The organism is Lancefieldella sp., from assembly GCF_057237245.1.
In genome coordinates this window covers 58,669-70,702 of record NZ_DBHHJM010000002.1, presented here as the reverse complement: position 1 = coordinate 70,702, position 12,034 = coordinate 58,669, and the positions used below count along the sequence as shown (strand labels likewise).

Sequence of the window (12,034 nt, the reverse complement as noted above, 5' to 3'; positions counted from 1 at the left end):
ATTCAGCGCCGCTGCGTTTCCGCACTTGTGGCGCATGTCCGCGCTGTACGGCACGCAGCGCGGGAGCGCCAGCTACTTCTTCTGAACGTACTTCAAGCAGTCAAGGGTAACTGCGGTCAGAATAATGACGCCCGAGAAGACAAACTGAAGGTTGGTATCGATACCAAGAATAGTCAGTGCGTAAGTCAGTGCGGTGAAGATAAGAACACCCACGGTAACACCGGAGATCTTACCAATACCACCGGTGAACGAGACGCCACCAACAACGCAGGCTGCGATTGCGTCCATGTCCCAACCCTGGCCGTAAGCTGCGGAACCAGAGCCAACCATGCGCATGGCCTCAAGCCAAGAGCCAAATCCATACAGAATACCAGCCATGACAAAAGCGCCAACCATGACCCTAAAGACTGAAATACCAGAAACAGCTGCTGCCTCAGGGTTTCCGCCTACCGCATAGAGGTTCTTACCAAAGGTGGTCTTGTTCCAGATGAACCAAACAATAGCGATAGCTGCGATTGCCCACAAAATGATGGATGGGAATTTGCCGATTCGTGGAATAACCATATCTGGAATAGATGGCTCGATAGCGCCAAATGAAACACCCTTTGTTGCATAGGTAACAATACCAAAGATAATCAGCATGTTAGCCATGGTCGAGATGAATGGGTGCATCTTAAACTTAGCGGTAAAGAAGCCAGCGATACTGGTAAAGCAGGTGCACAGGACAATACAAGTAACCAGAGCCATGATGATTCTGACAGGAATTGGAACACCAGTAAAATCAAATGTGATACCAAAGACCTGGCCAGTATTGATGCCCTGGTGCATGATGATGGTTGAAGCGGTCATGCCCATACCAACCATACGACCAATAGACAGGTCAGTACCGGTAAGCAGAATCAATCCAGCTACACCAAGAGCCAGGAACATTCGAGGAGATGCCTGCTGAAGAATATTGATGACGTTGGAGTATGTCAGAAGCTGAGTACCCTTGACTGCTGGGGTGATGATACAAAGGGCAATAAATACCAGGAGAATAACAATGTACAGACCGTTCTGAAGCAAGAATGAACGGGTGTTAAAGGTGTACTTGTAGTTCTCCCACTTCTGAGCCTGAGACTCCAGTGGAGTGAACTTAGACATCCTGAGAAGGTCGATGAGGTGATACTCATGACTAAACGCATTGTGAGCGCGATCTTTGATGCGCTGAAGATCCTTCTGATAGTTGACCTTAGCATCAAACTGACGGTTCTTATAGACGTACTTCTCGTCCTTGATTTCCTGAGCATCAGAAGTCTTGCTGACAGCCTCTTCGTGCTCCTTCTTGAGGCGCTCAAGAGCAGCAGCGTAATTCTGCTTAGCCTGCTCCTTCTCAAGAGCACAGCTAGCCTTTACAGGCTCAAGATACTCGTTCTTGTAGTGCTCCTTGAGATACGCTTCAGCCTCTGCAATAAGCTTAGAGACCTGAGCGCTGTTCTCGGACTCAACCTTCTTTGCAAGCTCCAGCTCAGCCTTGTAGCCATCGATAAGCGTGTTGCGCTCTTCTGCAGAGATAGACTTATCGCGCTTTGCAGACTCAATAGCGCTCAGTGTTGAAATTACCTTGTTGGTACCATTTGCGCGAAGCTCATCAATCTGAGCCTGAATGGAACCAATCTTCTGATCAATAGGCTTTAGCAGCTCTTTTTCCTGCTCGGCCGTCAGAACAGATCCACCTGTTTTTGGCATTTGTATCATCCTCTCCTACAGGTACTTTGCGCTGAGGCGCAGGAGTTCTTCTTGATTTGTCTCGTTGGTATTTACGATGCCCGAGAGTCTACCGTTGGACATAACGCCAATTCGGTTGGTAATTCCCAGAATCTCTGGCATCTCCGAAGAGACTACGATAATAGTGGTACCGCTCTTAGCCATATCAATAATGAGCTGGTAGATCTCATATTTAGCACCAACATCAATACCACGAGTAGGCTCATCCATCAGGAAAACCTGTGGATAGCGCTCGAGCCATTTACCAAAAATGACCTTCTGCTGGTTGCCGCCAGAAAGACTTGAAATCAAATCTGATGGACCCTGAGCCTTGGTATTCATAACCTTGAGCTCGTTGACGGTAGCCTTAGTCATCTTAGGATCAGAAAGGATTGGACCAGCCTTGTACTGGTTCAAGTTTGCAATGGTTGTGTTAAACGTCAGGTCACCCTTAAGGAACAAGCCGTTTGCCTTGCGCTCCTCGGTAATCATGGCAAAACCATGATCCATTGCCTCTGCAGCTGTCGAGAAGTTCATAAGATGCTCGTTGACGTAGACACGACCTGCAGCTCTGGTTCTTACACCAAAAATTGTCTCAAGAAGCTCTGTTCTACCAGCACCGACAAGACCATACAGACCAAAGATCTCACCCTTCTTTACATCAAAGGTGACGTCCTGAAGGTATGGCTCATATTTAGTTGAAAGGTGCTGAATAGAAAGATATGTCTTACCAGGTGTGTTAGTAACATCTGGGAAGCGATTCTCAAGTGAGCGGCCGACCATTGCCGAGATTAGTTCATTCATGTTGGTCTCATTTGAGCGCTTGGTCATAACAAGCTTACCGTCACGAAGAACTGAAATGTCGTCGCAAATCTCAAAGATCTCATCCATCTTGTGAGAGATGTAGACCAAAGAAATTCCCTGCTCTTTGAGCATGTGAATCATCTCAAAGAGTTTCTCGACCTCTTGAGTCATAAGTGAAGAAGTAGGCTCATCAAGAACAATAATCTTAGCGTTGTAAGAAATTGCCTTTGCAATCTCGCACATCTGGCGCTGAGATACTGACATGTTCTTCATAGGCTGTGTCAGGTCTACGGTCATACCAAGACGCCTGAAGAGCTCGTTAGCCTCTTTTTTCATACGTCCCTCATCGACAACACCCATTGCATTAACGGGATAGCGACCAAGGAACAAGTTATCTACAACATTTCTATCAAGGCACTGGTTAAGCTCCTGGTGAACCATTGCGACGCCATTCTCAAGTGCGTCTTTTGGTCCAGAGAAATTAACCTCTTTGCCGTCAAGAAATATCTTGCCTTCATCTTTTTGATACGTACCAAACAGGCACTTCATCATGGTAGATTTGCCTGCGCCGTTCTCTCCCATAAGACCCATAACGGTTCCACGGCGTACGTTCATTGAAATGTGATCCAGAACGCGGTTACGTCCAAAGGACTTGCTCATTCCATCAATTGTTAGAACGATATCGTTTTCTGTATCTGCCATGTAATCACCCCTTATCTCGCTAAGTTATTGCGCTTATTCGCGAGAACACCGGAGGAGAGCAGGTGTCTCCCCTCCGGTATTGTTTCGTGCTATCGACTACTTAATTACTTAAGCAGCTGGGTATAGGAAGAACCGTTGTCGGTCTTAACCATGTTGAATGCAAATGCATCGTACTCGTCAGGGTTGCCAAGACGGTTGGTAATGTTGGACTCAGTCTGGCCATCGCCTGCGATGAACTCAACGTTGAGGTTGAGCAGTGGAGCATACTTCTTGAGCAGTGGTACATAGGTTGAACCAAGGAAGTTGTCGCCAGAGTTGTAGGTGTTGAGCCAAACCTTCTTCTCTGGGTGCTTGTCTGCGCTCAGCTGCTTAGAAGCCTCTGGATAGGTAGTGGTTGCGTCAAGGTTGTCCTTGTAGTTCTCAGCGGTAACTGCAAGGTTGAGAGCGTAGTAAGAACGCTGCTCTGCAACATACTTGTAGTCCTTGGAGTCAATCTTGTTGCCAGCATCGTCTGCGGACTCAATGCCGGTGTTGATATCAGCTCCGTCAAGAGCGTTGCGGAGCAGACGGAGAGTCAGGTAAGCCTGAACATCTGGGTGCTGGGAAATGGTGCCTGCATAGCCGTCAGCAATAGCTGCAACAGCGTCAGAGTTAGCGTCGTAACCAAAGGTTGGGACCTTCTGAGCCTTTGACCATGCGTTGAAGATGGACATGCCCATACCATCGTTGTTGGAAACAACAACATCAATCTGATCGCCGAAGGAAGAAGACCAAGCAGCAATTGCGTTACCAGCGGTTGCAGCATCCCATGTTGCACCAGCGGTGTTCTTCATCTCCTGAGAAGCAAGCTCACGGATGGTGTAGGACTTGCCGCCGACCTCAAGCTTGCCGTCCTGAACAACAGAAGCGGAGCCGTCAGTGTTGGTGCCTACTGGATCAGAAATAATCTTGCCGTCCTTCTCGATGCCAGTACCAAGTGCCTTACGGACACCACGAGTACGAGCGATAGAGTCGTTGTGACCGATGTCACCAATTGCAAGAACGTAACCAATGATGCCATCTTTGTTACGATCAAGCTCAGCTGCGTGAGCCTTGATGTAATCAAGAACCATCTGGCCCTGGAGCTCTGCGCCCTGAACTGCATCAAAGCCAACGTAATAGGTGTCCTTGTTGAAGTTAAGGGTGTTGGTATCAAGCTCACCGGTTGAGCTGTTAGAAGGCTGACGGTTGAAGAAGACAACAGGCTTATCCTTGTTCTCTACCTTTGCACCTTTAGCGCCTTCCTCTTTTTTCTCGCTAGGAGCGCAAGCTGCAAGAACGCTAGATCCACCAACGCTAAGAACGCCTAGACCACAGAACTTTAGAAAACTGCGACGAGACACATCCATAGTAGTGACCTTTCTCATTTGTTATGCCTTTTGCATAACACTGACCTTAATGAGTACGTTAACAAATCTCATCACAGCTCTTTGTGAGATGTCGCTCAACGGTTGTAGAAATACCGTAAGCGTTATGTTTTGTACCTTTTACGGTATCAATTTTGAAGTTTTTGAGGATAAATAAAGAAAAAGCGGTCAAATGGCCAAGTTATCGAGAAAATCGTCCGCTTCAAATCTGTGAATAAAAATCTGCCTAATGCGAGAAAAGCAGGACAGCTTTTCTTACAAAAAAAGACCAGGCATTGCCTGGTCTTGAAAATTCTGGCTCCCCGAGCAGGATTTGAACCTGCGACACGCTGATTAACAGTCAGCTGCGCTACCGCTGCGCCATCGGGGAATATGTGTGCTTCTCAGCGGTGTTTAAGTATAGAGAGACATTCCAAACCATGCAAGCATTTTTTAGAAAAAATTTAGTCAAATTCTTCTTGCACAATCTCCCACACAACTAAACCAAGAAGCTACTCCTCCATGTAGTCCTTAAGACGGCCGGACCTAGAAGGATGACGAAGCTTTGCCAAGGTCTTGGACTCAATCTGGCGAATACGCTCACGCGTAACTCCAAACTCCTTGCCCACCTCTTCAAGCGTGCGAGGGTGGCCATCCTCAAGACCAAAGCGGAACTTAATAACCTTACGCTCACGATCAGCAAGGCCGTCAAGAACCTGCTCAAGCTGCTCACGAAGCATTGAATCAGAAGCTGCATCTGGTGGAGCAACAGCTGAAGAGTCCTCAATAAAGTCTCCAAGCTGTGAATCTTCTTCTTCACCAATAGGCGTCTCAAGAGAGACAGGCTCCTGGCTAATCTTCTGAATCTCGCGAACGCGATCAGGAGACATGCCCATTTCTGCGCCAATCTCTTCTGGGGTAGGATCTCTACCAAGATCTTGCAGAAGCTGACGCTGAACACGGATGAGCTTGTTGATAGTCTCCACCATATGGACAGGAATACGAATGGTACGTGCCTGGTCTGCAATAGCGCGAGTAATTGCCTGACGAATCCACCAGGTAGCATACGTTGAGAACTTAAAGCCCTTGGTGTAATCGAACTTCTCGACAGCGCGAATAAGGCCTAGGTTACCTTCCTGGATAAGGTCAAGGAACAGCATACCGCGGCCAACATAGCGCTTTGCAATTGAGACAACAAGACGAAGGTTTGCCGAAATAAGCTGCTGCTTAGCATCAAGTCCTACAGACTCAATACGCATAAGGCGGCGCTGCTCTGCGCGGTTAAGCTCGATGAGACCATCCTCAAAATCCTCCAGCTTCTGAGAAGCTGCAGTACCTGCCTCAATCTTCATAGCAAGGTGAACCTCTTCTGATGCAGTAAGCAGGTCAACCTTACCAATCTCTTTAAGATACATGCGGACAGGATCGCCGGTAAGCATAACCGTAGTGGTATCTGAACGGCGAGCACGAGCGCGAGAAGAACGTTTTGGCTTGGAGACTTTTGCCTTAGAAACAGAGCGGAGAGCCTCTTTGACCTCGCGAGCCTCATTTACGGCATCAAAATCTTCATCATCTTCATCTTCAAAATCAGAAGAGTCATCCAAGTCATCATCGGATGAAAAATCGTCCTCTACGGCGTCATCTTCAATGGCGAAAGAAACGGTTGCTTCAGATGCGGTAGTAATCTCAACACCTTTAACGCGCAGCGAATCATACAGGTCAGAAAGCTCATCATCGTTAACGTCAACGTCACGAATGGCAACCTGAATATCGTCTTCGCTGATACTACCGTTAGACTTTGAAGAACTTACCAGATCATCAACAATTTTAGTAAGCTCATCTGAGAGTTTGACCTCGTCATTTGCCTTTTTTGCAGCCACAAATATCCTTTCGATAGATTAGCGCAAATCTTTATACCCAAAAGTTTCTCTACCTAATCAAACTACTCATTTTAATTTATAAAAAATTAGATGAGTAGCATCCTTATAAAATGAGTATTTTTATTGCCCTGAAGTAAGCCTCTTGCCTAACTCAAGCGCTCGTGTCTGAAGCTCCTGCGCAGCAGCAAGTTGCTCTTCGGCGAGTGTTCCACTTGAAGACTCCCCTGCATAAGAACTGGAGCGCAAATTTGATCGAATTTCTCGCAATTTACGCTGTACCGAGTAGTAGTCAACAGTGTCCACAATAAACTCAAGCGAGCGACGTGTATCGGAGTTGCCCTCAGATATCACGCGACCAGAAGAAAGAATAGCTGCCGCATTTGGCTCAACAGCCGCAGCTGCGGCAACAACCTGCGCTGGCGTAGCTCCCTCTGGAGTAGCAAGCATGGCCCACGCCATGGTTTGATGACGAGCATCGGCCCAGACAAAGTCTGCAATACGGTCTTGATACTCTCGCACTAAAGACAAGTTTGTTGCCATAGCACTTAAGAGCTCAAGCTCTGAGTTAACCTGCCTGCGATCTTCTGCGGAGAGACCCTGTGAGCCTCGTGGCTCATACATATCAGCAGAAACACTATACGATGAAGGATCGTCATATGGCGGAACCTCATCATACGGTGGAACATCATCGTATGAAGGACCCTCGACATAAGCTGGAGTTTTAGCAGCTGAGTTATATGAAGAGGTGTGGGCATTCTTCTGAGGCTGTTTGCGCACCATCTTTGAAGTGCGCGAATCTGCCACGTCATCTTGAATAGGCGCGACCTTAATTGCGCGCTTTGCTTCCTCGACATCAATATGAAGCAAATCGGACACACGAAGTGCATACTCGCTCAGCAGCACCGATGTCTTGAGCGGAGCCAACAGAGATGCTAAAGCCTCAAGCGCTTTGACTCGACCACCGGGTACAGATAAGTCAAACCGAGCTGTTGTGGCATCAAAGACAAAGTCCATAAGCGGACGAGCTGCATCTAAGATAGGACGTAGCTTATCTGCACCTGATTCGGCGAGAAACTCCATGGGGTCCTGATTATTTGGCAAAACAACACAGAGAAACGCAGCGGTTGTTTTATCGATAAATTTAATAGCACGTGCTGCGGCGTGTTGACCTGCGGCATCACCATCAAACATGCAAATAATTTTGCGAGCACGCTGGCGATCAATGAGTTTGACGTGCTCAGACGTAAATGCGGTGCCTAGAGCTGCCACAGTGTTGGTAAAACCAGCCTCGTGCATGGCTATAACGTCAGTGTAGCCCTCGCAAATAATGGCCTCGGACTGGGCAGCAATAGTCTCTTTTGCAACATCATAGGCAAAGAGGTGCTTACCTTTATTGAAGACAGAAGTGTCCCTGGTATTAAGGTACTTAGGAGCGTTTTCTACCTTTTTAGTAATTCGACCGCCAAAAGCAATAGTTCTTCCCTGCTCATCATGAATAGGAAACATCACACGATCATAGAACCAGTCGCTGATGCGACCATTACGCTCGACAGCAAGGTTTGCAGCAATCATCTCTTGCGTGGTGTAGCCACATTTACGCAAGTGTGCTACAAGCGCACCTCTGCCAGGAGCATATCCCAGCTTCCAGCGCTTGCAGACAGCCGCACCAAATCCGCGACCAGAGAGATATGCACGCGCCGCCTCAGGGCCTTCTCCCCTTCCGCGCATAAGCATGGAGTGGAAGTAATTCTCGGCTTCGGTAAGACACTCAATTAAGCGATTCTTGCGAGGACCCTTAGAAACATGGGCCTCTTCTGAAAGGGTAATTCCGGCTTTATCGGCAAGATATCTGATAGCGTCAGGAAAATCTAGATTTTCTCGCTTCATGACATAGCTAAAGACGTCTCCACCTTCGGAGCAAGCGCCAAAGCAGTGCCAGAGACCCGTAGAAGGATTTATCTTGAATGATGGGCTTTTTTCTTGGTGGAAAGGACAGCATCCCCAATAGTCCTGACCTCGGGGTTTTAGCTCAACTGTCTCGGAAACAAGCGTGACAAAATCTGTGGCTTGTCTTACGCGCTCTTTATCTTCGTCAGTTATCATCTTCCACCTCCCCGCTTCCTAAGTTATATGAAGTCGTACCCAGATTCTGGGCTACCCAATCTATATTTCCACGAACGGCACACTTGAGCTCTTCAAGTGAATCAAATTTTTTAGATTCCCTCAGTCTCTTCACAAATACCGTTTGAACCTGCGAATCATATAAGTTGCCACTAAAACCTAGGAGGTTAGCTTCAAGTAAAGGTCCTGTTTGAGACTGAAATGACGGAGCTTTTCCCACATTAACCGCAGCGGGCCATGCTGTTGCGCCATGAACCACATAGCACGCATACACACCATCTTGAGGAATGCAATCACGCAGGTCAAGCGAAACATTTGCAGTTGGAAAACCAAAACCAGTACCCTGGCCTCGGCCGTGTTTGACTACGCCACTCACAAAGTGCCAGCGGCCCAACAGGCTTGCTGCTTTCTCAACTTTACCCTGCTCGAGCAAGTCCCTAATGCGAGTTGCAGAGATTTTCTGTCCACCTGAGCAAAAGAGCTCATGGGCGTGAACTGCAAAGCCATGCTTATGCCCAAGTGAGGTTAGCAACGCGCTTCCTTCAGCTCCTTGTGCGCCCAAGCCAAAGTCAGAACCCACATGAACAGACACAGCCGAAACACTTGGAAGTAGCTTGTCCTCAACGTATTGCGTAGCGCTCAATGCCGCAAACTCGCGGGTAAAGTGATGCACCAGAATGCCATCCACTCCCCACGCGGCAAGCGCGCGAAGCCTATCTTCTCCCGAGAGCAAACGTCGAGGAGAGTCATCAAACAGCACCTCAACAGGATCGGGCAGAAATGTCACAGCAACAAGTGGCACATTGCGAGCCGCAGCGTCTTTCTTTGCACTGGCGAGAAGCCCTTGGTGGCCCTCATGAAGTCCGTCGAAGACACCAAGCACGCACACGCAAGGTTGCTTGTAGCAGTCAGAACGCAATGTATAGAAGTCGGCATCACCAAGCTCACGTGGAGCTGGCAAACGGCTTTCATACAAAACGGATTCTCTTATGCGTTTTACCTTGTTCAACGCGCGTCCTTACTTACACAAAATACCTTGAGAAAAGTTAGTCTGACAAACAAGACAAGAGCCCTGCCTTGACCAAATTCCTACAAGAGCTTCATTCCACACAAGGCTGACCAGCGAGTTATTGGAAATTTCAGAGAAATCTTCCGGAATACCAAAACGTTTTCCGACCTCAACACACTTGTATTCTGCTGCAGTCAACCTGTGCACAGGGTATCCCAGAACCTCAGTTGGATTGAGACGTTTAGCTTCAAGCATCTGAGCTGGGCTTTGTTCAAGCTCTTCTAATAAAGCGCAGCTACCAAGCGTGATTGGACCAGAGAAGGTCCTTCTCAGGCCACTAATATGAGCCTCTGTTCCAAGAGACTGACCAAGGTCTCGAGCAATACTTCTAATGTAGGTGCCTTTTGAAACGTCAAACGCAACCGTCCATACCAGTGATTCATCCGTAGTAGAAGGTTTGCGCACTGCCAAAAGCGTTGCGTCGTAAATAGAGACTCTACGAGCTGCAAGCTCTGGCGTCTTACCTTCACGAACAAGCTGATAGGCACGCTTGCCATCAACTGAGATTGCAGAAACTGCAGGTGGAAGCTGGTCTACCGTACCCACCAGCCTTGCGCATGCAGCGCGAGCAAACTCTTCATCGCACAGATTTTCTGGGACAGCAGCAGTGGCTACGACCTGACCGTCTGCATCATCGGTTGAGGTACGAGCCCCAAACGAAATGTCGGCTACATATCCCTTACGGTCAAGCGTCAGGAGGCCCAACAGCTTTGTAGCAAGTCCAATGCCCACTACCAACACGCCACTTGCATTAGGATCCAAAGTGCCTGCGTGTCCCACGCGTTTCTCGCCAAATGCACGGCGAACGCGAGAAACCACGTCATGGCTGGTCAGCCCAAGCGGTTTGTCAACAGCAATAAGTGCGTTAATTCCACTAGCTCCTCGCTTCACCTATGACTCCTTGTCAAGCGCGAGAAGATCGATGAGCAGAGGGACTATCTGGGTAAACACATCGTCAATGGTGCCTTCAGCGGTAAAGCCGGCAGCTGCAGTGTGTCCGCCGCCACCCATTTGACGAGCTACGCCAGAAATATCTAGCTGAGATTTGGAACGCAAGTTGCCGCGAACTTTTCCGCCAGCAACCTCTTTGAGGAAGAGAGCAATCTCTGTTCCCTCAACACAGCGCACAACATCTACCAGGCCATCCATCTCTGCTAGAGGAACACCTGATGCAGAAAGATCTGCGGTAGTAACGTAGCTATAGGCAACACGACCCTCACCAAAGGTGCGAATACGACCCATAACCTTTGCGGCAAGATGAAGATAGGCCAAGCGATCACTCTGGTAGACATGGAGCGCAATCTGAGATGGAGAAGCACCTGCTTCTACCAGCAAACTTGCTACCTCAAAAGCCTCGCCGTCAGCGTTTTGATACTGGAAACGACCAGTATCAGTTACCAGCGCACACATAAGGCATTGTGCCTCAGATGGAATAAGTTCTGCGCCTAAATGACAGGCAAACTCGGTGATAATGACGCCAGTTGCCGCCGCATCAGGACGCACGAGTCCTGCATTCCAATACACGTTGTTATAAGGGTGATGGTCAAGCACTGCTACCGTCTTGGAGCGCTCCATCAGCGCTTCTGCATCAGCCAAACGACCTGCAGTAGAAAGATCTACGCAGATAAAAAGATCTGGAGTTCCCTCGTACTTATTTGCAGGGACAAAGCTCTCAGTACCATCAAGAAACTTGTAAATGCGTGGTACTTCCCCATCAGCATCTGCCAAAAGATTGGTGACAGTTTTGCTAGGCCATCTTCTCTGAATAATGGAAGAAAGTGCTAATCCAGAGCCAATCGCATCTCCATCAGGAGAAGTATGTGCGCAAACAACGATTGACGAGGCCTGCTCAATCAGAGCTATAACCTCGTCAAACTCTGGACGACTGACTTTTGTATTCAGTGACGTCACTTACTTACGCCTCCTCGTCAGAATTCTCTTCATCAGAAGCTAGAGGGTATCCAAACTCGTCTTTCTCAACACCAAGCGTTGGTGGAACAACCTCAAGGGCTTGAGCAATACGCTCAGCCTCATCGGTAGTAGTATCAATTTTGAAATCAAGCTCAGGGGTTACACGCCAGTTCAGCGCGTGGCCCAAAAGCGAGCGAATCCTACCCTTAGCACGCTTAAGAGCTGCAAGGACCTTATCGTAGCGATCAGGCTCACAGCTTACATAGGCGCGCATAAAGGACTTATCAACCGAGACCTCGCAGCTTGTGATAGTCACAAGCTGGAGATCAGGGTCGGAAATTTCAAACAAAAGGATCCAGCTGAGCTTTTCTCGAGCAATCTCATTAGTACGACGAGAAAACTGATTCTGTTTCATG

At 48.3% G+C, this 12,034-nt stretch carries 9 protein-coding genes and 1 tRNA gene; all 10 read right to left on the bottom strand.

Going from position 1 to position 12,034, the window contains the following annotated elements:
• Positions 1-72: 72 nt before the first annotated feature.
• The 10 genes from ACO5GU_RS02220 to rbfA all read right to left on the bottom strand — a co-directional run bounded on the left by ACO5GU_RS02220 (position 73) and on the right by rbfA (position 12,033).
• Positions 73-1,728 (bottom strand): galactose/methyl galactoside ABC transporter permease MglC, encoded by a 1,656-nt coding sequence (locus tag ACO5GU_RS02220; RefSeq protein ID WP_484845038.1) that lies wholly within the window; start codon positions 1,726-1,728, stop codon positions 73-75.
• 15 nt (positions 1,729-1,743) lie between these two features.
• Positions 1,744-3,252: a sugar ABC transporter ATP-binding protein gene (locus ACO5GU_RS02215; RefSeq protein ID WP_313993211.1), complete on the bottom strand. Its 1,509-nt coding sequence runs from the start codon at positions 3,250-3,252 to the stop codon at positions 1,744-1,746.
• A gap of 104 nt (positions 3,253-3,356) precedes the next feature.
• Positions 3,357-4,658: a substrate-binding domain-containing protein gene (locus ACO5GU_RS02210; RefSeq protein ID WP_484819888.1), complete on the bottom strand. Its 1,302-nt coding sequence runs from the start codon at positions 4,656-4,658 to the stop codon at positions 3,357-3,359.
• 295 nt (positions 4,659-4,953) lie between these two features.
• Positions 4,954-5,028, bottom strand: a tRNA-Asn gene (locus ACO5GU_RS02205).
• Between the two features lie 121 nt (positions 5,029-5,149).
• On the bottom strand, positions 5,150-6,517 hold the full coding sequence (rpoD, locus tag ACO5GU_RS02200) for an RNA polymerase sigma factor RpoD (protein WP_484800458.1): 1,368 nt from the start codon (positions 6,515-6,517) through the stop codon (positions 5,150-5,152).
• A 120-nt stretch (positions 6,518-6,637) separates the two neighbouring features.
• Positions 6,638-8,620 carry a DNA primase gene (gene dnaG / locus ACO5GU_RS02195; RefSeq protein WP_484929895.1) on the bottom strand — a complete coding sequence of 661 codons (1,983 nt, stop codon included), beginning with the start codon at positions 8,618-8,620 and terminating at the stop codon, positions 6,638-6,640.
• Positions 8,610-9,647 carry a riboflavin biosynthesis protein RibF gene (gene ribF / locus ACO5GU_RS02190; protein WP_484929893.1) on the bottom strand — a complete coding sequence of 346 codons (1,038 nt, stop codon included), beginning with the start codon at positions 9,645-9,647 and terminating at the stop codon, positions 8,610-8,612. Before ribF ends, dnaG begins: the two co-directional genes overlap by 11 nt.
• A gap of 9 nt (positions 9,648-9,656) precedes the next feature.
• Positions 9,657-10,598: a tRNA pseudouridine(55) synthase TruB gene (gene truB / locus ACO5GU_RS02185; RefSeq protein ID WP_484929891.1), complete on the bottom strand. Its 942-nt coding sequence runs from the start codon at positions 10,596-10,598 to the stop codon at positions 9,657-9,659.
• Positions 10,599-11,618, bottom strand: coding sequence for a DHH family phosphoesterase (locus tag ACO5GU_RS02180; protein ID WP_484915849.1), 1,020 nt, complete (start codon positions 11,616-11,618; stop codon positions 10,599-10,601).
• A gap of 4 nt (positions 11,619-11,622) precedes the next feature.
• Complete coding sequence (rbfA, locus tag ACO5GU_RS02175; protein WP_313993229.1) at positions 11,623-12,033, bottom strand: 30S ribosome-binding factor RbfA; 411 nt, start codon at positions 12,031-12,033, stop codon at positions 11,623-11,625.
• Position 12,034: the final 1 nt, after the last annotated feature.

What these genes read in the sequence shown, in the direction of transcription:
- ACO5GU_RS02220 (WP_484845038.1), bottom strand. Translation starts at nt 1,728, where the DNA reads ATGCCAAAAACAGGTGGATCTGTTCTGACGGCCGAGCAGGAAAAAGAG.
- ACO5GU_RS02215 (WP_313993211.1), bottom strand. Translation starts at nt 3,252, where the DNA reads ATGGCAGATACAGAAAACGATATCGTTCTAACAATTGATGGAATGAGC.
- ACO5GU_RS02210 (WP_484819888.1), bottom strand. Translation starts at nt 4,658, where the DNA reads ATGAGAAAGGTCACTACTATGGATGTGTCTCGTCGCAGTTTTCTAAAG.
- dnaG (WP_484929895.1), bottom strand. Translation starts at nt 8,620, where the DNA reads ATGATAACTGACGAAGATAAAGAGCGCGTAAGACAAGCCACAGATTTT.
- rbfA (WP_313993229.1), bottom strand. Translation starts at nt 12,033, where the DNA reads ATGAAACAGAATCAGTTTTCTCGTCGTACTAATGAGATTGCTCGAGAA.